We start from the raw sequence: 19,429 nt of genomic DNA, 5'->3' as shown, positions 1-19,429 counted from the left end.
GGATGTAACTAACCGGTTGGTTAGAACTATTCCAGCGCCCGCGACGTCGTGTCAACCAATTGGTTGGTTAGCATCGATGGCATGCCCCCGCGCGATCCCGAGGCCACCAAGGCCCGCATCTTCGAGGCGGCGACCGAGGAGTTCGCCGCCCATGGGATCGCCGGTGCCCGAGTGGATCGCATCGCCCGCAACGCCAAGGCCAACAAGCAGCTGATCTACGCCTACTTCGGCGACAAACAGCACCTGTTCGAGCAGGTGCTGGAGAAGGCGATGATCGATGTGGCCGCGGCGGTGTCGACCGATATCGACGATATCGACGCCTGGGTGGACGCCCATATCGCCTACCACCGCGAACATCCGGAATTCCTCCGGCTGCAGATGTGGGAGGCGCTGGAACTGGCGCCGGATCAGGTCACCGCCGGCGAGGCTCGCGCGCGCCGCTACCGGGACAAGATCGAGAAGGTCGAGGCCGCGCAACGGCGGGGCCTGCTGCGCGACGATATGCCGCCCGGATACCTGCTGACCCTGCTGACGGGACTGATCAACTATCAGCAGGCGCTCCCGCAGTCCCGGCGGTTCGTCGTCGGCGGCCCCGACGACCCGGCGGAGCTGCGCAACTGGGTGCGCGACGCCGCGCGCCGGATCGTGGCGCCGCGCGAGGACGCCTGAGCCGAACGCTCGCTAACGGCGCGCGGCCACCTCCCGCTCGAGGCCGGCGAGATCGGTGGTGAGCGATCCGCCGGAGAAAGCCATTGCGGCATAGGATCGCTCGGCCGCCTCGGGATGTCCGGCGCCACAGGCGTCGGTCACCATGATCGGCAGATAGCCCAGGTCGATGCCGTGCCGCACTGTCGGCTCGATACCGACCTCGAGGGCGATCCCCGCGATCACGACGGTATCGAGGCGCAGGTCGCGCAGGGCGATATCGAGGGGCGTGCCCGCGAACGCCGACATGGTGATCTTGTCGAAGACCACCTCGTCCGGGCCCGGGGTCAGCTCCGGAACCAGTTGATACTGCGGTGAGCCCTGGGGGAACATCGAGCGCACCCGGCCCGGATCGTCCACTCGCTGCCACGCCATGGCCGTGCGCAGTTGTGATACCCCGGACGCGGCCGGCGGCAGCGACATGTGCCGGGTGTAGAACACGCGAAAACCGTTCTCACGAGCGATGTCTCGAAGCCGCACGCAGGCGTCGACGATCTGCTGCCCGGCGGCGATCTGACCGACGATGCCGACCTGCATGTCGTAGATCAGCACCGCGGTCCGAGCCGGATCGCACGCGTCCGCCACGGTCAGGGGAATGTCGAGTCCGAATGCATGCCGCATATACACTGCTCACCTGGTCCGATCGTAGGGTTCGGCCGTGTCGACCGAGGCGTCCATGAGGGCCTCGAGCGGGAGCGGAGCGGTCACCGGAACGTAGGTCCATTCCAGAAAACCCCTCTTGGACAACGGGAAATCGTCCACATAGCGCCGGGCCTCCGCGACATTGTCCACCTCGAAGACGATCACCACGCCCGATTCGTCCGCGCGGGCGTAGTTCTCCCGGACGATTCCGGCCTTCCAGAGGCGCCACACATTGGCGACCTCCTCGGGCAGATACGGTGTGATGGTCTCGAGGGTGACTCCGGGTTTGAAGCGGTCGAAGGCGATAACTTTCATGAGATCCATGCAAGTCCGGTGATTACAGTGTTACAAGAGCGCACTTTTCGGTAAGTAGGTGAACGCGGTGTCGCAGCGGCGGTATTACTGTCCGGTCGAGGTCACTGTCGACCTGATCGGCGGGAAGTGGAAACCGGTGATCCTCGCGCATCTGAAAGAAGGGGTGCGGCGCTACGGTCACCTGCGCCGGGCCATGCCCTCGACCAGTGAGAAGATGCTGGTACAGCAGTTGCGCGAGCTCGAGGCCGACGGTCTCGTCAGCCGGACCGTCTTCGACACCGTCCCGCCGCAGGTGGAATACGATCTGACCGCCGAGGGGCGCAGCCTGGTTCCGGTGCTGACCGCACTGTACGAATGGGGCGAAAAGCGATGTGAGCGAACGGGTATCACCCTCGGCTGAGCGAGCTGGGCAGGCGCGGCGTCAGGTACCGACGGTCAGAATCTCGGTGCGTTCACCGTCGACCACGATGGCGTCGTCGTCGGTCAGTGCCCAGTGCGGCGTTCCCGCCGCGCGTAAGCGCTCGGCCAAGCGGGTGCCGTGCCCGTCCGGATCGGTGCCCGGCGAATCCACATGCGGCACGATCGCCCGGTCCACCACCCCCAGTCCGTCCCAGCGCGGATCGATACCGCAGGCGGCCCGCACCTCGGCCGGATCGTCGGCATCCTCCAGGCCGTGCAGGTCGGGCGTCAGCAGGCAGGCGCCCGCGCTGTAACCGGTGTAGGCCAGCGCATCTTCGGCCAGCAACTCGGGCAGAACGAGATCGGCTGCGCTGCGGGCGAATTGGGCCCGCAGGACGAAGGTGTTTCCGCCGCGGACCCACAGCGCCGGATAGCCGCGCAGCACCCGCTCCAATTCGGCGCGACGACCGACGTAATCACGCAGATCGACCACCTCGGGCCGGAAACCGCTGCGCCGCAGCGGAACCAGATCACTGGTCACGGCGCCGGACCACGCGGACGGCCATGCGTCGCAGGCATTCGGAATCACCGCGATCGGCCCCGGGCCGCCGACCAGTTCGGCGAACCGGTCGTAGTGGGCGCCGAATCGGTAGCTGGACAGGAACAGTCGCACGGCGAATCAGAGGGTGAACGCGAGATTCGCGGCGATCCGCTCACCCAGTTCCCGGTCGCCCTCGACCTCGATCTCGTCGCGATGGTCCGCGGCGGCGATGCGTCCGCCGCACAGGCGGGCGAACAGACTCGACCCCAGCCGGATCACGGAATCGGCCGGACCATCCAGGGCCGCAACGACTTCCGCGCGCCCGTCGACACGAATGTGCACGGTGCGGGCGACCGGACCGGTGGTCTCGATCGTGATACGGGACCCGTCGGGCGCGCCGCCACGCTTGACCACCACGCGCCCGAGGAAGGGTTCGATCTCGTCCAGCGCGATCTCGGCGCGCCGCCCGCCCTCGTCCATACCCAGGGACTTCGCCTCGCCGCCGAGTGCGTCGGTGATGTCGAGCTGATGCATCCAGCAGTCGAACAACCGCACCCGCATGAACCGGCCGTACGGCACCACCCCGATCGGGGACTGGATGTCGGCGGCCCAGGCGGCCTCGTCGACGGCCGCCAGCGCGGCGCGGCGGCGGTCGGTCACTTCGGTGAACCGGCGCAGCAGGTCGTCACCGCGCAGCGGCCGCAGCGATTCCAGCCACACCTCGTTCAGCGCCCCGGTGTCGTTGCGGACATGGTCGAACGCCCGGACGTCGCTGTCCACGTGTGGCAGCGGCTCGCCGAGCAACATCGATTCGATGGCGACGACGTGCGCGAGCACATCGAAGACCGTCCAGCCCGGCAGCGGTGACGGCAGCCGCCAGCGGTCCTCGTCCAATCCGCTCGTGAGTTCCGCCAGCGCATCCCACTGGTCGGAGAGCGCACTGGTCAGTTCGGTGCGGTCGAGTGAGGCTGTGCTCATGAACGAGTCTCCCTGTCGGTCGGGTCGAGTCGGTCCGGCTCCGCGCCGAGCCGGTCGAGTCCGGTGCGGATCGCGGCCGCCGTGGCCGCCGGATCGTGCGGGCGCCGCAGCAGGAAGCCGCGGGCGAAGGTGAACAGGTCACCACCGCGGCGCGGCACCACGTGCAGGTGGACGTGATGCACTGTCTGGAAGGCCGCCTTACCGTCGTTGAGGACGAGATTCGCCCCGTCGGCGCCGAGGTCGCTGCGCCGCAACGCCTTTGCGATGCGATGGCCCACGCGGAACAGATCCGCGCCCAGGTCGGCGTCGAGTTCGTCGAGGTGGGCGGCATGGCTCTTCGGAATCACCAGGGTGTGTCCCCGGGTGATCGGCCGGATGTCGAGGAAGGCGTACACCCGCTCGTCCTCGTAGATCCGCGTCGCCGGTGCGTCGCCCGCGACGATCCGGCAGAAGAGGCAGCCACTCACCAGGCAGACATTACGGCGTACGACGCAGCCGGCATAGCCCGCTTCTGTGCTGCGTGAACGGGCATTCGGGAGAAAAGGCGTGGTGTGGTGTGACGTTGATCTCAACTAATCTCACCGACCTGCCGGGTACAGTTGCGAGAATTATTTCGGAACTTACTGGAAAGTAAGTTCTGCTCGGCCAGACCCAACAGGCGGCCCACCTGGACATCAGGGGGCCAGCTTGCCGTCACAAGTAAGGAAGTTGACCAGTGGAGACAACGCAGGGCGCGAACGAGGGCGCGCAGCCCGGCGACGACAGTCGCACGTCGCACCGCACGCGTGTCGGTGTGGTTCGTGAGACCGGCACCGATGAACGACGCGTCGCGTTGGTGCCGAAGATCATCCCGAGCCTGGTGAAGCAGGGTGTGCAGGTCGTCGTCGAAGCCGGCGCGGGTATCGGGGCATTGATCCCCGACGAAGCCTACGAGGCCGCGGGCGCGACGATCGGTGATCCGTGGCAGGCCGAGGTCGTGGTGAAGGTGGCCCCGCCCAACGATGCGGAGATCGCCAAGCTGTCGCAGGGCCAGACGCTGATCGGCTTTCTGGCTCCGCGCAACGCGGACAACAAGATCGGCGCGCTACAGGATGCGGGCGTGCGTGCGTTCGCGGTGGAGGCGATTCCGCGTATTTCGCGCGCGCAGGTGATGGACGCCCTGTCCTCGCAGGCCAATGTCGCCGGGTACAAGGCGGTGCTGCTGGCGGCGTCGGAGTCGACGCGGTTCTTCCCGATGCTGACCACCGCGGCGGGCACGGTGAAGCCGGCGACGGTGCTGGTGCTCGGTGTGGGTGTCGCGGGTCTGCAGGCCCTGGCCACCGCCAAGCGCCTGGGTGCGCGCACCACCGGTTACGACGTGCGGCCCGAGGTGGCCGATCAGGTGCGGTCGGTGGGTGCGCAGTGGCTGGACCTGGGTATCGACGCGGCCGGTGAGGGTGGTTACGCCCGCGAGCTGACCGATGACGAAAAGGCCCAGCAGCAGCAGGCTTTGGAGGATGCGATCAAGGGCTTCGACGTGGTGGTGACCACCGCGCTGGTGCCGGGTCGCCCCGCGCCGCGCCTGGTGACCGCCGCCGCCGTGGAGGGAATGAAGCCCGGCAGTGTGATCGTCGACCTGGCGGGGGAGACCGGTGGCAACTGCGAGCTGACCGAACCCGGTAAGACGGCGGTCAAGCACGGTGTCACGATCTGCTCGCCGCTGAATCTGCCGGCGACGATGCCCGAGCACGCCTCGGAGCTGTACTCGAAGAATATTGCGGCGCTGCTGGAGCTGATGCTGACCGACGGCCGGCTCGAGCCCGATTTCGGTGACCAGGTGCTCGCCGATTCCTGTGTGGCCGGTGCGCCGAGCCGTCCCGCCGACTCCGAGGAGCAGGGCTGATGTATACCGAGCTTTTGGCCAATATCGCGATTCTGGTGCTGTCCGGATTCGTGGGTTTCGCGGTGATCTCCAAGGTGCCCAACACCTTGCACACGCCGCTGATGTCGGGCACCAACGCCATTCACGGCATCGTGGTGCTGGGGGCGCTGGTCACGTTGGGCAAGGTCGAGCACCCGTCGGTGATCACGCAGATCATTCTGTTCGTCGCGGTGGTGTTCGGAACGCTGAACGTGGTCGGTGGTTTCGTGGTGACCGACCGGATGCTGGGGATGTTCAAGGGCAAGAAGCCCGCTGCGTCGGGCGCGGAGCGCCCTGGAAACACCGAGAAGGCGGGCCGCTGACTCATGGACAATCTGGTCAATATCCTTTACATCGTCGCGTTCTCACTGTTCATCTATGGTCTGATGGGCTTGACCGGCCCGAAGACCGCGGTGCGTGGCAACTGGATCGCGGCGGTCGGTATGGGCATCGCGGTGATCGCGACGTTCATCTCCATCCGTGACACCTCGAACTGGATCATCATCATCGCGGGCCTGGTTGTCGGTGTGGCGCTGGGTGTTCCGCCCGCGCGGTTCACCAAGATGACCGCGATGCCACAGCTGGTGGCCGCGTTCAACGGTGTCGGTGGTGGCACGGTCGCGTTGATCGCGTGGTCGGAATTCCTCAACAGCGACGGTTTCTCGTCGCTGCACGAACAGCCCACCGTGCACATCGTGATCGGTTCGCTGTTCGCGGCGATCATCGGTTCGATCTCGTTCTGGGGCTCGCTGATCGCGTTCGGCAAGCTGCAGGAGATCCTGCCCGGCCGCCCCATCGGGCTCGGCAAACTGCAGCAGCCGGTCAACCTGCTGCTGGCCCTGGGTGCGATCGCTTCCGCGGTCGTGATCGGTATCGGCGCCACCAAGGACGGTGCGCCGTGGTGGTGGATGGTGCTGCTGCTGGTGCTGGCCGCCGTGCTCGGCCTGATGGTCGTGCTGCCGATCGGTGGCGCGGACATGCCCGTGGTGATCTCGCTGCTGAACGCGCTGACCGGTCTGTCGGCCGCGGCGGCCGGTCTGGCGTTGAACAACACCGCGATGATCGTGGCCGGCATGATCGTCGGCGCGTCGGGCACCATCTTGACCAACCTGATGGCGAAGGCCATGAACCGGTCCATCCCGGCCATCGTGGCGGGTGGTTTCGGTGGTGGCGGCGGTGCCGCGGCTGCCGGTGACGGTGAACAGAAGCAGGCCAAGGCCACCAGTGCCGCGGATGCCGCGATCCAGATGGCGTACGCCAACCAGGTGATCGTGGTGCCCGGCTACGGTATGGCCGTCGCGCAGGCCCAGCACGCGGTCAAGGAGATGGCCTCGCTGCTGGAAGCCAAGGGTGTCGAGGTCAAATACGCCATCCATCCGGTCGCGGGTCGTATGCCCGGCCACATGAACGTGCTGCTGGCCGAGGCCGAGGTCTCCTACGACGCGCTCAAGGAAATGGACGACATCAACGGCGAATTCTCGCGCACCGACGTGGCTTTGGTGATCGGCGCCAACGACGTCACCAACCCCGCCGCGCGCGAGGACTCCTCCAGCCCGATCTACGGCATGCCGGTGCTCAACGTCGACCAGGCCAAGAGCGTGATCGTGCTGAAGCGGTCGATGAACTCCGGCTTCGCCGGCATCGACAACCCGCTGTTCTACGCCGACCACACCTCCATGCTGTTCGGCGACGCCAAGAAATCCGTCGGCGCCGTCACCGAGGAACTCAAGGCGCTGTAACGAGCGTAGGTTCGACCCGAGACGGCCCGCGGCAGATGTGCTGCGGGCCGTTTCCGGTTTCCGGGCGGCGGGCGATGCGGGCTTGCGGCAACGTGGGCGCACGCCGCCTCCCAGCCACGGGTGGCGGACTAGAGTGGCCCGCGGGGCTCAATGATGCCGCGAGCGCGGCACGGCAGCCGGAAGGGGTCGAGATGACGGTTCGGGAGCGGTTCGATCTGCCTGCGGTGGGCGATGATTCGGCGATCTACGGCACGCCGTATCAGACCCCCGAAGGCGCCACGGTCATCCCGGTGACGCGCCCCGGCGGAAAGTTCCGGCGCGCCCGGCCGCTGGGCGTCTTCGTCATCGAGGACGGCAACACCGGCTGGCACGCCGTCACCGACGACACGGCCATCGCCCTGCTGGGCATCTTCGTCGGCTTGGTGGCGACGACGCTGTCGCTGATCGCGGTGGTGCGGAATCCGCCGTGGCCGGATGTCACCATCCGGATCGACCGCAAGGAGCGCTGACGCGCTTCATCGCCGCCCGAAGACGTCGGTGCGCTCGGCACTGTCGAGAAACGCGTCGACCATGCGGTGGTTGAGCGCGGCGAGCTGACGCAGATCCTCGGTCGACCACTCCGCCAGCGCATCGCGCATGTGGCGGCGGCTCACCGCACGGATCGCGTCGACGGTGGCCCGGCCCTCGTCGGTGATGCGCACCCGCTGCGCCCGGCGGTCCTCCGGATCGGTCACCCGGTCGACGTAACCGGCCCGCTCCAGGCGCTGGATCTGGCGCGTGACATGCGGCGCTTCCACATCCAGGCAGGCCGCGAGCTCACCCATGCGCATCGGCTCCGGGGCGTCGGCGAGCATCCGCAGCAGCGGCACGTTGGCGCGATCGAGATTCACCCCGGCCGCGGCCACGGTGCGATCGTGGCGTCTGGCCCGGGTGAGCAGGTGCGCGATCCGGGTCAGGGCGCGCTCGAGTTCCACGATGTAGTCGGCGTCGACCACCGATTCGGGATTTCCTTCGGAACGCGGCACAGGGTTATCCTACTACCCAACTTACTTAAGTTAGGTAAGTATAAAGATAGGGAACTCAGATGACGTCGACCGTCACCGGCCGATCCACCGGAACCGATTCCGAAACCGGTGCGCCGGCGCACCTGGTCTTGACACTGCTGGCGCTGTGCGCGGCCGGACTCGTGGTCTCGCTGCAGCAGACCGTGGTCATTCCGTTGCTGCCCAGGCTGATCGGGCAACTGCACACCGACGTCGCGGGTGTCACGTGGTTGTTCACCGCCGCGCTGCTCACCGGAGCCGTTGCCACACCGCTGCTTTCGCGCTTCGGCGACATGTACGGCAAGAAGCGCATGGTGATGTTCTGCATGGGGCTGCTGATCATCGGTTCGGTGGTCTGCGCGATGGCGAGTTCGCTGGGCGTCTATATCGTCGGCCGGGCGCTGCAGGGCACCTCGTCGGCGCTGATTCCGCTGGGAATCGGCATCATTCGCGACACCTTCCCGCGCGAACGGCTCACTACCGCGATCGGCGTCATCAGCGGCACCATGGGCGTCGGCGGCACCGTCGGCATGCTGGTGACCGGTGTCATCGCGGACAAGACCACCGATCCGCATCCCGTGTTCTGGATGACCGCGGTGCTGGCCGTGCTCGCCACCGTGCTCGTCGGCGTGAGCGCCAGGGATGTGGGGCAGCGCCACGGCGGGCAGCCGGATTATCTGGGCGCGGTCCTGCTCGCCGGTCTGCTGGTGTGCCTGCTGCTGGCCATCAGCGAGGGGCCGCGCTGGGGCTGGGGCGAGACCAGCGTGATCGGCCTTTTCGCCGCGGCCGCCGTGCTGGCCGTGGTGTGGGTGCTGGTGGAGCGAAGGGTCGCGCAGCCGCTGGTGCGCCTGCCGTTGCTGGTCGGCCCGCGCTCGCTGTCGGCCAATATGGCCTCGGCGCTGCTGGGTTTCGCGATGTTCGGTTCCTTCACGCTGATCTCGAACTTCGTGCAGACCCCCGCCGACAAGGTCGGTTACGGTCTGTCCGGGTCGGTCCTGGCCGTGGGTCTTTACGGCATTCCCAGCTCGGTGCTGATGACCTTCTTCTCCTTCCGCACCGGGCGCATCGTCGCGCGCATCGGCCCGGCCTTCACCCTGGCCATCGGCGCGGCCTTCGCCGGTGCGGCGACCGGATGGCTGGCGCTGTCCAATGCGCACGGCTACGACATGGTCATCTCGAATACGCTGCAGGGCATCGGCTTCGGTATCGGTTACGCCGCGCTGGGAACCCTTGCCGTCCAGCATGTTCCGATGAGCGAGAGCGGAATCGCGAGTGGGATCAACTCACTGGTGCGCACCGCCGGCGGCAGTATCGCCGGCGCCATCACCGCCTCGATTCTGAGCGCTCTCACCATCGGTCACACGGGCGTGCCGTCGCTGCACGCCTACGTGATCAGCTTCGCGGTGCTGAGTGTCGGGGCGTGGCTGGCCGCGGCCGTGGCACTGGGCAACGGCCTGCGGCACAAGCACGAACGGTAGTGGACGTCAGGACAACCGTCCCAGTGCGGGGAGCAGCACAAAGCAGGCGGCAGTGCCGACCAGCGCCACCGCGATGCCTGTGCACAGCTGTCGTGCGCGCCCGCCGCGAGTGCAGAGCAGAGCAGCGGCGATCAATTCGACCGCGTACAGCAGGACGAGCGCGAAGATCAGGTATCCGTTGATGAAGAACGGAATCACGTTCAGCGTGAGGCAAACTGCAGCCCCTCTGAATGACAGTGGGCCGAACCAGGTTTCGCGCCTGTCCTGCGGAGCAGAGTGTTCTCCGGTCACAGGATGCTCCTACCTGGTCGCGAAATAGAGGCATCCGATGATGACAGACGACCCGAGCCATATGCCCGCGGTGGTCACTGCGGCAAGAGCTACGCCGCGGACGGGCCCCCGCGCCTTCCATCGAAGGAGCGAGGCGATAAGGGTACCTACCACCGAGGCGGCGAGAAACGAACCGAAGATCGTGCCGTCGGTGTCCGAGTGCATCACCCGCGCCGCGATCATCATGACCACCAACTGCAGCAGGAAGAAACCCGCGACGCCCCATGTGGCGAGGCGCCAGAACCGCGCATCTTCCGACGAAGAGGGCGTCATTCAGGCCGTCCCTGCGGGTATCCGCTGCGCCGGGGCGGTGGGCGGCGCCGTGACCGGACCGAACGATGTCGACGGCTTCGGATTCCCCGGCACGTCGTAGCGGTCGTTCCATTCGGTGAACGGACCGAAGGCCGCACCTCCCACGCCGATGTCGTGGTGAAACGGCAGATTCATGGCCGGGCCGAGTGAGCTCCCGGATCGAGCCGGGTCCAGCGCGATCGTTTGCGTGCGACCATCGGGGGTGTCTTGATACACCTCCAATGATGGGTAATCGGTGCGCGTCCCGTTCACTTGGACCCCGTTCGGACCGGGCTGGAACACCAAATCGCCGTTGACCGTGACGTCGTGGCCATCCAGGCCAGGAGGTTTGGTCATCCAAGAGGGCGGCAGTGGGTTACCCGCGTCGTACTGGATACGGACCGACCCGTCTGGGTTCTGCCACACTCTCCCGTCCGGCGCACCAACTTTGACCTCGCCCGGGCTGCCGTCGTCGTTCTCGCGAACGGACGGGTTCTGGCGCATGACGACGATGCCGTTCTCGTAGTCGACATACGTAGTGACCTTCGTATGTTCGGGATCGAAGTTCGGGTCGGCCGTTCGATTGTTCCCCAAGTCGCGAGCGCCGGGATTGAGATTGAGCGGATTGGGGTCCGGGTCGGAGACGTCACGTTGCTCGATGTACTGAGACGATCGGACCACCCCCTGACCAGGAACGGGCGTGATCTTGACGACGCGGATTTCGGGCCCGACACCCTTGAACTCCGGGGTATAGCTGTTCGGGTTCAGGACCTCGGCTGTACTCCAGTCGGATGCGGTTGTAGGCGGACGCCCGAACAACTGCTGGAACGCCGCGGCCGAGGTGCGGATCCGATCCGGATCGGCGCGGGAATCCATGGATTTGAAGCTCTGATCGGCTACCTTGATTGCCGTCAAGGTAGCCGCCGATGCCATCTTCGTCAGTTCGTCGTTGGCCGTGGCAATGGCGGCGCTCCATTGCGCATCGGCGGTTCGGAGGCTGGCGACCAGTCCGGACAGGCGAGAAAGCTCTACGCCCGCTTCGGAATTCGGATCTTGTATTCCGGTTGCGCTCCAGTCGTCCGCGACGGCAACCGGCGGGACGACGTAATGCTGAAAGATCGTCTTGATTTCCGCTACCGGGTACTGAAGGTCGCGAGCTGCGCCGGCGCAGGCGGCACTGAGGTCATCGTATGCGGTGGCAATCGCTCGTATCTGAGTCTGTTCGCGGTCGGCTTTGTCTTCAGCGGCTCGGGCCGCCGCGCCTTGCCACGCCAGATCGTCGTGGATGGTCTTGTGCAGCGTGCCCGCTACTTTGACGATGGCGTCAGCAATCTGGCCGGCCCGGTCGGCGACGCCCTGCAAGCCTGAGGTATCCAAGGCCAGAACTTCTTTCGGAGTCGGCATGATGGCTACCGACCCGCGTGCGGGTCGCCGGAATTCAGATCCGCGACAGCGGCGAGACGCTGAGCGGCGTCTCGGTCGTTGCCGTGAAAGCTGTCTGCACACGACGCCAACAGGGCTGAGAACTCGTTGAAGCGTGCCTTCAGAACGTCCTTCGCTTGCGTACTCGCCACATTGGACTTGCCGAGTTCCGTCCCTACCGACAAACCCGCGAGCAATTTCGCCACCGGATCGGCGTCGAGTTTCGGCGCATTGTCGACATCGGTCGGTAGTAGCGCCAACTCCCCGGCCGCGGCCCGCAGTCCGTCCGGGTTGACTTGAAATGTCATTTACCCCTCCTGACGTCAGGATAGGGCAGGGAAGCGACTTCCGGCGAGCCGAGTACTCGCGGTTCACATGGTGCTGAGTGTCGGGGCGTGGCCGGCCGCAGGCCGTGGCACTGGGTCACGGCCTGCGGCACAAGCATGAACGGTAGCGGCTACGCGACTTTCAATGTCCCGCCGTCGATGACGTAGTCGGCGCCGACGATATTGCCGGCCCGCGCGGAGACGAGGAAGGCTACCAGTGCGGCCACCTCCTCGGGCTCCGAGATCCGCCCGGAGGCGATGCCGAAACTCTCGCCGATGGTCGCGAGCAGGTCGTCGTGCGAGATGCCCTGCGCTGCAGCGAGTTTCCCCCCGAATCGGTTCGGGTCCCGCCACAGCGGAGTGCCCACGACGCCGGGGGATACGGTGTTGACGCGTACGCCGCGCGGGGCCAATTCCTCACTGAGGCGTTTGCTCAACGCGGTGAGCGCGGCCTTGGCCTCGCTGTAGCCGATCGGCCCGGCCGCGGGCAGGCGCGAGTTGATCGAGGAGATGTTCACGATCGCGCCGCGGCGTTCCAGCAGGCTGGGCAGCGCCGCGCGCGTGGTCCAGACGGCGCTGAACAGATTGAGGTCGAACAGGGTTCGCCACTGTTCGTCGGAGATGTCGGTGAATGCGCCCAGCCCCAGCCGATCCGCATCACCGCCACCGACATTGTTGACCAGGATGTCGATGCCGCCGAGTTCACGCAGCGCCGAATCGATCAGTGTGGTGGCGCCCTCGGAGGTGCCGAGATCGACGGAATAGGCTGCCACACTGGCCTTTTCCAGTTCCGGCGTGACGGTGCGCGCGGCGCCGACCACCAGTGCTCCCTCGGCGGTCAGCGCCTCGGCGATCGCCAGTCCGATGCCGCGGCTCGCGCCGGTGACGACGGCGGTCTTGCCGGTGAGTTCGAGGTCCATGAGCTTCCCTTTCTTGAACTTCAGGTCAAAAATTGCGGTACGAAAAAGGGCCGCGGTTGCGGCCCGGATATCAGAGGGTGGTCAGTGCGGTGTCGATGATGCGGTGCAGAGTCTCCGCATCGCTGCTCTTCGCCATGACGCGCAGTCCCACGATGGTGTTCATCAGGAATTCGGCGGCGGCCCGCGGATCGACGTCCTGTGCCACGTCGCCGTCGCGTCGACCCCGATCGATCCGATCGGACAGTGCGGTCATGGTGTTCTCCTGCATGGTCCGGACCGCCTTCGTGATCTCGGGATCCTGCGCGGAGAATTCGGTAGCGGTGTTCACCGCCAGGCAGCCACGCCGAACAGGCTGTGCCACATCGGTATCCACCAGAAACCGGATGAACGCGCCGATGCAGTCGCGTGCGGTCCCCGGCCGGGCCATGAACTCCCCGGCCACTTCCGCTCCCATCCGGTCGTAACGGCTCAGCACCCGCTCGAACAGCTCCCGCTTACTGCCGAACGTGTTGTACAAACTCCCCTTCCCGATCCCGGTAGCCTCGGCCAGCTGCGCCGGCGAGGTATTCGCATACCCATGAGTCCAGAACGCATCCAGAGCCCGATCCACCACGGTCTCGGTCTCGAAGTTACGCGGCCTGCCCATGTCCCGAACTCTACGAGTTTTTGTCCTTGAGGTCAACAATTCGGCTCTCGTCCCCCACGGTGCCTGCGAACCAGGCGCAGAGGAGGACGGCGAGTAGGGGGAAGGTGAAGGCCAGGGTGAGGGAGGTGAGTTGGGCGAGCCAGCCTATGACCGAGGGGCCGGCGAGGAAGCCCAGGTAGCCGAGGCCGAAGACCTTGGACATGTCGGTGGCGGCGGTGGCGGTGCTCAGATTGCCCGCTGCGGTGAAGATCTGGGGGACGCCGCCGGCGAGGCCGAGGCCGGCGAGGATCCAGCCCGCGAGGCTCAGGGGCAGCCATGGCGAGGCCATGATGACGGCGAGACCGGCGGCGCCGAGGACCGAACCCCAGCGGACGACGGCGATGCGGCCGAAGCGTTCGCTGACCCGGTCCGCGATGAAGCGGCCAACGGTCATCGCGATGGAGAACGCACCGAACGAGAGGGCGGCGGTGGCGTCGCTGACGCCCAGATGCTCGTGCGTCTGCAGGGCGCTCCAGTCGTTGGCGACGCCCTCGGCCATCAGCAGGGCGAACGCGATCGCGGCCAGCGCCAAGACTTTCGGCGGGAGCCAGCGCCGGATGCGTCGGCACACGGCGGAATCGGCTACGCGGCGACCGGGCCGCGAACCCGTGCCGGCTGCCGGAAGTGCTGCGGCCGATTCGGTGACAGCCACACCGTTTCCGGCCGCGGAGTGGTCCGGTACCGCCACGGATTCGGCGATCTTGGCTGCCGGTTCGACGTGCGAGGTGGCGTGCAGGCGGGGGAGCAGGCTCGGCACACTGGCCAGCATCACCAGCAGGCCCAGCACGGCCGCGACCGCGAAACTCACCCGGATATCGGTCCCGGCGTGCATGGCCGCCGCGCCGGCGAGCGAGCCGACCAGACCGCCGCAGGAGAAGAGCGCGTGGAACGCCGCCATGATCGGCCTGCGGTAGACCCGCTCGACCTGCACGGCCTGGGCGTTCATCGACACATCGAGCGCCCCGTTGCCGAAACCGAAGATCGCGAGCGCGATTCCGAGCTGCACCGGCCCGGTGGCCCATGCCGGCCCGCTCACCGCCAGGACCAGCCAGGTGACGGCCGCGGTGACCAGGGTTCGGCTGCCGAAGCGGTCGGCGAGCGGACCCGCCGCCTGCATACCGACGATGCCGCTGCCGGCCATCACCAGGATCAGAATGCCGAGGGTCCCATGCGAGACCCCGGTGCGATCCGTGATGACCGGAATGTGCACCACCCACATCGCGGCCAGGAACCCGTTGAGCGCGAAAACCGCGAACACCGCTGCCCGCGCGCGGCGAGCGGCCGGAGCAACCGTCCCGCGCCGTGTCGTCTCCACCGATGAATGCATCGATTCGACGGTACCGGGCGCGCACCGATTGTTCACCGCATGAGAGGACGTGCCGAACCAGGTGGCTCGGCACGCGGAACCCCTTGGGGCCCAACACCCGAAGCGCCTGCCCCGCGGGTACGACTCCGGAGCGGAGGAGTGCGTCGAAGCGTCGTTGATTCGGCGGCGCCGACCGCGGTCGGCGGCTCCCCGTATCCCGAGCGATCACGGCATCGTCGACGTCACCGCAGGGGCCCCGGATGTAACCGGTTTCGATTCGAGTGTATGACCTACCACCGACACGTTTCGGAGCCGCGCCGGGTTCACCTGCCGCCTCTGCCCGCGTCGCACCGGTCGCGGTCACTATTGTCGGGGCCGTGACCACACAGCAGGACTACCCGGTGCTCTGGCCGGTGCCGACCCGATGGGCGGACAACGACCACTACGGCCACGTCAACAACGTGACCTACTATTCGTACTTCGACACCGCGGTCAACGCCTGGTTGATGGCCGCGACCGGTGCGGATATCCGCGAGCTGCCCGCGATCGGCGTGGTCGCCCAGACCTCGTGCCAGTATCTGGGTTCGCTGAGTTTCCCCGACCAGCTGCGGGTGGGGTTGCGGATCAGCCGCCTAGGCCGCTCCAGCATCACCTATGATCTGGCGATCTTCCGCGTCTTGGACGCCGGCACCGCCGCCGGCACCGCCGGGGAGGATCTGGAGCTGGCCGCCACCGGCAGCTTCGTGCACGTCTACGTGGACAACGAGACCCGCAAATCCGTGGAGATCCCGGCGATCATCCGCAGCGCCGCCGCCGCGCTGGTGACCGACGAGACCTAGACCCGGCCCAGCAGAGTCAGCGGATCCTCGAGCAGTGAGGCGACCGTCGACAGGAATCGCGCGCCGAGCTCCCCGTCGATCATGCGGTGATCGAAGCTCACGCCGAGCGTGGTGATCCACCGGATCGCCGGCTCGTCGCGATACACCCACGGCCGTTTCCGGATCGAACCCAGGCACAGAATCGCGCCCTCACCCGGATTCACCAGCGGCACACCGGTATCGACGCCGAAGACACCCACATTGCTGATGGTGAAGGTGCCGCCGCGTAGATCGGCGGGGGTCGCCGAACCGGCGCGAGCCACATCGGCGAGCCAGCCGATCTCCCGGCACAGCTCGCGCAGGCTCAGCGACTGCGCCTCCTTGATGTTGGGGACGAGCAGCCCTCGTTCGGTGGCCACGGCGATGCCGAGGTTGACGTAATGCTTGGTGACGATCTGATTGGCTTCGGCGTCCCAGCAGGAGTTGATCCCGGGGAATTCGGCGATCGCCGCGAGCGTCGCCTTCGCCACCAGGGCGAGGGGAGTGAGCGACAGCCCGGTGAAGGAGTCGGTGCTGCGCAGATGGTCGAGCAACTCCATCGAGGCGGTGAAATCCGTGGTCACGAACGCGCTGGCCTGAGGAATCGTGCGGGCGCTGGTGGTCATGGCCGCGGCGATGCGCTTGCGGACACCGCTGACCGGGGTGCGGGTTTCGCGTTCACTCGGCGTCGGCCGGATGATGCCGCCGTCGGGTCGCATGGTGGGCACCGGTGGAGCGGCCGGGCGCGGAGCGTCGGCGGCCTCCTCCTCGGGCCGCACCCGGCGCGGCGGCTGCGACACCGGCACCGCGTGGCGCACATCCTCGACCGTCACCGCCCCGCCCGGCCCGGAGCCGGCCACGAACGCGATATTGATACCGAGTTCGCGAGCCAGCTGGCGGGCGGCCGGCGTGGCGGGCGGGCGGCCCGGGAACTCCGGCGGAATCTCCTCGGATCGTCCCGGTGCGGCCGAATGTGGCGCCGCGGCACCGTTTTTCGACGCCGGACGACGCCGCGTGGGCGCGTCGGCCCCGGGCCCGTAACCGACGAGCACCGAGGTCCGGCTTTCGCCTGTCGCGGGAGCGTCACCGGCCGGCGCGGCGGTGCGCACTCTGATCAGCGGTGCGCCGACCGCCACCGTCTCACCGGGCCGGGCCAGCAGTTCGGCGACCTGCCCGGCGAACGGACACGGTAGTTCGACCTGCGCCTTGGCGGTCTCCACCTCGGCGATGGTCTGGTTGAGTTCGACGGTATCGCCGGGGGCCACCGACCAGGAGATCAGTTCGGCCTCGGTCAATCCCTCCCCGAGATCGGGCAGCCGGAACTCGAGGATGTGGTTGTTGTCGTCCACAGCAGGGTCTTCCAAAGGGGCACCTCTGTCCGAACAGTTGTCAAGCGGCGAACGTTCGATCGACCGCGTCGAGAATGCGATCGGGGTCTGGCATGTGGTGCCGTTCGAGCTTAGCCGGGGGATACGGGATGTCGAAGCCACCGACGCGCAGGATCGGCGCCTCGAGATAGTAGAAACACCGTTCGGCGATGCGGGCGGCGATCTCGGCGCCGAGCCCCGCGAAGACCGGCGCCTCGTGTGTGACGATCAGCCGGCCGGTGCGGCGCACCGATTCCTCGATCGTGTCGAAATCGATCGGCGACAGGCTGCGCAGGTCGATCACCTCGAGTGAATGCCCCTCTCCGGCCGCGATTTCGGCCGCCGTCAGCGCGGTGGCGACCATGCCGCCGTAGGCGACGATCGTGGCGTCGCGGCCGGAACGGCGGATGCGCGCCCGGTCCAGGGGGAGTGGATCCGCGTCCAGGGCGGTGAAATCCAGATCGGCCTTGTCCCAGTAACGCCGCTTGGGCTCGAAGAAGACGACCGGGTCGTCGCACGAAATAGCTTGGCGCAACAGCCGATACGCATCCTCGGGCGTACTCGGCGAGACTACGCGCAGTCCGGCGGTGTGCGCGAAATACGCCTCCGGCGACTCCGAATGATGTTCGACCGAACCGATTCCCCCGCCGAATGGAATCCGGATGGTGATCGGCGCGCGGACCTTGCCCTGTGTGCGGTAGTGAATCTTGGCGACCTGCGAAACGATCTGGTCGAAGGCCGGGTAGACGAATCCGTCGAACTGGATCTCGCACACCGGCCGGAAGCCGCGCAGCGCCATGCCGAAAGCGGTTCCGATGATGCCGGATTCGGCCAGCGGCGTGTCGATTACGCGGTTGTTCCCGAAGTCCTTCTGCAGCGTGTCGGTCACCCGGAACACACCGCCGAGCCGCCCGATGTCCTCACCCATCAGCACGACCTTCGGATCGTCCTCCAGGGCCCGGCGCATCCCCGTGTTCAGCGCGTTCGCGAAGGTGGTGATCATGCCCGTACTCCTTCCTCGAAACCCGCCAGGTACCCGGCGTATTCGTCGCGCTCGGCGGCGATCAGCGGATGCGCGGTGGTGTAGACGTGGTCGAACAGCTGCATCGGATCCGGATCGGGCATGTCGATGGTCGCGGTGCGGACCGCGGCGGCGACCGTGTCGGCGCGCGCGGTGACCTGGCGCTCGAAGTCGCTGTCCCACAGTCCTTCTCGTTCGAGGAGCCGTCGCATGCGGTCGATCGGGTCACGGCGCTGCCACAGTTCGGTTTCCGCGGCCGAGCGGTAGCGGGTGGGATCGTCGGCGGTGGTGTGCGGGCCCATCCGATAGGTGATCGCCTCGATGAACGACGGCCCGCCACCGGCGCGGGCACGGGCGACGGCCTGGCGGGTCACCGCCAGGACGGCCAGCACGTCGTTACCGTCGACCTGCACACCCGGGATGCCGTATCCGTAGGCGCGCCGGACGATCGGCGTCTGGCTCTGCAGCTGCACCGGTTCGCTGATCGCCCAGTGGTTGTTCTGGCAGAAGAACACCACCGGCGCACTCCAGGAGGCGGCGAAGCCGAGCGCTTCGGCGATATCGCCCTGACTGCTGGCGCCGTCACCGAAGTAGGTCAGCACCGCGATCTCCGCGCCTTCCAGATGCGCGGCGTAGGCGTAACCGGTGGCGTGCAGGCCCTGCGAGCCGACGACGATGGCCGGATTGGTCATGTTGATCTCGTCCGGATCCCAGCACGAATGCGCCACGCCCCGCCACAGCCGGGTGATGAGGGTGGGATCCACGCCACGGCAGTAGGCGACACCTGCCTCGCGGTAGCTGCAGAAGACGTAATCGTCGTCGTGCAGGGCGCGCGCCGAGCCGATCTGCGACGCCTCCTGGCCGAGCAGCGGCGCCCACAGGCCGAGCTGGCCCTGCCGCTGCAGTGCGGTCGCCTCGACGTCGATGCGGCGGGTGACGACCAGGTCCTCGTAGAGTTCGCGCAGTTCGGCCGGACCGATATCCGCGATCAGGGCCGCGTGCTCGCGGTCGAGAACACGGCGCCCGTCGGGCTGGACCAGTTGTACGGGATAGGGGTTCGTCCCGGTGTCGTACCCGGTTGTGGTGTTGTGCGTGGTCGTGTTGTGCACAGCCATCACCTCCTCGTTGCCGCGTACGACGGGGTCTTCCGTCCCTCGCGATCCG

At 67.1% G+C, this 19,429-nt stretch carries 24 protein-coding genes; 8 read left to right on the top strand and 16 right to left on the bottom strand.

Annotated elements, in window-relative coordinates; translation table 11 throughout:
- Positions 1-81: 81 nt before the first annotated feature.
- Complete coding sequence (locus C8258_RS16330) at positions 82-669, top strand: TetR/AcrR family transcriptional regulator (RefSeq protein WP_106955903.1); 588 nt, start codon at positions 82-84, stop codon at positions 667-669.
- A 12-nt stretch (positions 670-681) separates the two neighbouring features.
- Here the strand turns inward: C8258_RS16330 and C8258_RS16325 are convergent, their stop codons facing one another.
- The gene (locus tag C8258_RS16325; RefSeq protein WP_106955983.1) at positions 682-1,326 is read right to left on the bottom strand and encodes a cysteine hydrolase; all 645 of its coding nucleotides are present in this window, start codon (positions 1,324-1,326) and stop codon (positions 682-684) included.
- Between the two features lie 9 nt (positions 1,327-1,335).
- A complete protein-coding gene (locus tag C8258_RS16320; protein ID WP_036498460.1) occupies positions 1,336-1,662 on the bottom strand; it encodes a hypothetical protein in 327 nt (108 codons plus the stop codon).
- A gap of 67 nt (positions 1,663-1,729) precedes the next feature.
- Between C8258_RS16320 and C8258_RS16315 the strand changes: the two genes are divergently transcribed.
- Complete coding sequence (locus C8258_RS16315; RefSeq protein WP_030513638.1) at positions 1,730-2,062, top strand: helix-turn-helix domain-containing protein; 333 nt, start codon at positions 1,730-1,732, stop codon at positions 2,060-2,062.
- Between the two features lie 21 nt (positions 2,063-2,083).
- Here the strand turns inward: C8258_RS16315 and C8258_RS16310 are convergent, their stop codons facing one another.
- The 3 genes from C8258_RS16310 to C8258_RS16300 are packed head-to-tail and all read right to left on the bottom strand — an operon-like array spanning position 2,084 to position 4,047.
- Positions 2,084-2,734, bottom strand: a complete 651-nt coding sequence (locus C8258_RS16310) for a Type 1 glutamine amidotransferase-like domain-containing protein (RefSeq protein ID WP_106955902.1) — start codon at positions 2,732-2,734, stop codon at positions 2,084-2,086.
- A gap of 6 nt (positions 2,735-2,740) precedes the next feature.
- A complete protein-coding gene (locus C8258_RS16305; RefSeq protein WP_106955901.1) occupies positions 2,741-3,580 on the bottom strand; it encodes a maleylpyruvate isomerase family mycothiol-dependent enzyme in 840 nt (279 codons plus the stop codon).
- A complete protein-coding gene (locus C8258_RS16300) occupies positions 3,577-4,047 on the bottom strand; it encodes an HIT family protein (RefSeq protein ID WP_062994055.1) in 471 nt (156 codons plus the stop codon). Before C8258_RS16300 ends, C8258_RS16305 begins: the two co-directional genes overlap by 4 nt.
- Positions 4,048-4,373: 326 nt before the next feature.
- On the opposite strand from C8258_RS16300, the gene C8258_RS16295 reads away from it, so the two are divergent.
- The 4 genes from C8258_RS16295 to C8258_RS16280 all read left to right on the top strand — a co-directional run bounded on the left by C8258_RS16295 (position 4,374) and on the right by C8258_RS16280 (position 7,728).
- Entirely contained in the window at positions 4,374-5,462 is a 1,089-nt protein-coding gene (locus C8258_RS16295; protein WP_106955982.1) for a Re/Si-specific NAD(P)(+) transhydrogenase subunit alpha, read from the top strand.
- Positions 5,462-5,803: an NAD(P) transhydrogenase subunit alpha gene (locus C8258_RS16290; RefSeq protein ID WP_063011164.1), complete on the top strand. Its 342-nt coding sequence runs from the start codon at positions 5,462-5,464 to the stop codon at positions 5,801-5,803. The genes C8258_RS16295 and C8258_RS16290 overlap by 1 nt, the downstream gene beginning before the upstream one ends.
- 3 nt (positions 5,804-5,806) lie before the next feature.
- Positions 5,807-7,219: an NAD(P)(+) transhydrogenase (Re/Si-specific) subunit beta gene (locus tag C8258_RS16285; protein WP_063011162.1), complete on the top strand. Its 1,413-nt coding sequence runs from the start codon at positions 5,807-5,809 to the stop codon at positions 7,217-7,219.
- 191 nt (positions 7,220-7,410) lie between these two features.
- Positions 7,411-7,728: a hypothetical protein gene (locus tag C8258_RS16280; protein ID WP_051024354.1), complete on the top strand. Its 318-nt coding sequence runs from the start codon at positions 7,411-7,413 to the stop codon at positions 7,726-7,728.
- A 6-nt stretch (positions 7,729-7,734) separates the two neighbouring features.
- Here the strand turns inward: C8258_RS16280 and C8258_RS16275 are convergent, their stop codons facing one another.
- Positions 7,735-8,244: a MarR family winged helix-turn-helix transcriptional regulator gene (locus C8258_RS16275; protein ID WP_106955900.1), complete on the bottom strand. Its 510-nt coding sequence runs from the start codon at positions 8,242-8,244 to the stop codon at positions 7,735-7,737.
- A 59-nt stretch (positions 8,245-8,303) separates the two neighbouring features.
- Here C8258_RS16275 and C8258_RS16270 point away from each other — a divergent pair, with 59 nt between their 5' ends.
- Positions 8,304-9,740: an MFS transporter gene (locus tag C8258_RS16270; RefSeq protein WP_106955899.1), complete on the top strand. Its 1,437-nt coding sequence runs from the start codon at positions 8,304-8,306 to the stop codon at positions 9,738-9,740.
- Positions 9,741-9,746: 6 nt separating this feature from the next.
- Here C8258_RS16270 and C8258_RS16265 read toward each other — a convergent pair whose 3' ends face one another.
- The 7 genes from C8258_RS16265 to C8258_RS16235 form a co-directional block, all read right to left on the bottom strand.
- Positions 9,747-10,031 carry a hypothetical protein gene (locus C8258_RS16265; protein WP_146161248.1) on the bottom strand — a complete coding sequence of 95 codons (285 nt, stop codon included), beginning with the start codon at positions 10,029-10,031 and terminating at the stop codon, positions 9,747-9,749.
- Positions 10,032-10,040: 9 nt separating this feature from the next.
- Positions 10,041-10,343 carry a hypothetical protein gene (locus tag C8258_RS16260; RefSeq protein WP_106955897.1) on the bottom strand — a complete coding sequence of 101 codons (303 nt, stop codon included), beginning with the start codon at positions 10,341-10,343 and terminating at the stop codon, positions 10,041-10,043.
- The gene (locus tag C8258_RS16255) at positions 10,344-11,765 is read right to left on the bottom strand and encodes a hypothetical protein (RefSeq protein ID WP_106955896.1); all 1,422 of its coding nucleotides are present in this window, start codon (positions 11,763-11,765) and stop codon (positions 10,344-10,346) included.
- A 5-nt stretch (positions 11,766-11,770) separates the two neighbouring features.
- Positions 11,771-12,091 carry a hypothetical protein gene (locus C8258_RS16250; RefSeq protein WP_106955895.1) on the bottom strand — a complete coding sequence of 107 codons (321 nt, stop codon included), beginning with the start codon at positions 12,089-12,091 and terminating at the stop codon, positions 11,771-11,773.
- A gap of 149 nt (positions 12,092-12,240) precedes the next feature.
- Positions 12,241-13,029: an oxidoreductase gene (locus C8258_RS16245; RefSeq protein WP_106955894.1), complete on the bottom strand. Its 789-nt coding sequence runs from the start codon at positions 13,027-13,029 to the stop codon at positions 12,241-12,243.
- A 70-nt stretch (positions 13,030-13,099) separates the two neighbouring features.
- On the bottom strand, positions 13,100-13,675 hold the full coding sequence (locus tag C8258_RS16240; protein WP_106955893.1) for a TetR/AcrR family transcriptional regulator: 576 nt from the start codon (positions 13,673-13,675) through the stop codon (positions 13,100-13,102).
- Between the two features lie 10 nt (positions 13,676-13,685).
- Positions 13,686-15,041 carry an MFS transporter gene (locus C8258_RS16235; protein WP_106955981.1) on the bottom strand — a complete coding sequence of 452 codons (1,356 nt, stop codon included), beginning with the start codon at positions 15,039-15,041 and terminating at the stop codon, positions 13,686-13,688.
- Between the two features lie 356 nt (positions 15,042-15,397).
- Here C8258_RS16235 and C8258_RS16230 point away from each other — a divergent pair, with 356 nt between their 5' ends.
- On the top strand, positions 15,398-15,859 hold the full coding sequence (locus tag C8258_RS16230; RefSeq protein ID WP_106955892.1) for a thioesterase family protein: 462 nt from the start codon (positions 15,398-15,400) through the stop codon (positions 15,857-15,859).
- Here C8258_RS16230 and C8258_RS16225 read toward each other — a convergent pair.
- From C8258_RS16225 to pdhA, 3 genes are read right to left on the bottom strand one after another with little or no spacing between them, the layout of a single operon-like run.
- A complete protein-coding gene (locus C8258_RS16225; RefSeq protein WP_106955891.1) occupies positions 15,856-17,241 on the bottom strand; it encodes a dihydrolipoamide acetyltransferase family protein in 1,386 nt (461 codons plus the stop codon). The two genes, C8258_RS16230 and C8258_RS16225, sit on opposite strands and share 4 nt — an antisense overlap.
- A 25-nt stretch (positions 17,242-17,266) precedes the next feature.
- Entirely contained in the window at positions 17,267-18,247 is a 981-nt protein-coding gene (locus tag C8258_RS16220) for an alpha-ketoacid dehydrogenase subunit beta (RefSeq protein WP_106955890.1), read from the bottom strand.
- Entirely contained in the window at positions 18,244-19,380 is a 1,137-nt protein-coding gene (pdhA, locus tag C8258_RS16215) for a pyruvate dehydrogenase (acetyl-transferring) E1 component subunit alpha (protein WP_106955980.1), read from the bottom strand. Before pdhA ends, C8258_RS16220 begins: the two co-directional genes overlap by 4 nt.
- Positions 19,381-19,429: the final 49 nt, after the last annotated feature.

The sequence above is a fragment of the Nocardia sp. MDA0666 genome, assembly GCF_003023875.1.
In the GTDB taxonomy this organism is placed as follows: domain Bacteria; phylum Actinomycetota; class Actinomycetes; order Mycobacteriales; family Mycobacteriaceae; genus Nocardia; species Nocardia aobensis.
Note: the sequence above shows the minus strand (reverse complement) of the source record. Positions and strands in the feature narration are given on the sequence as shown.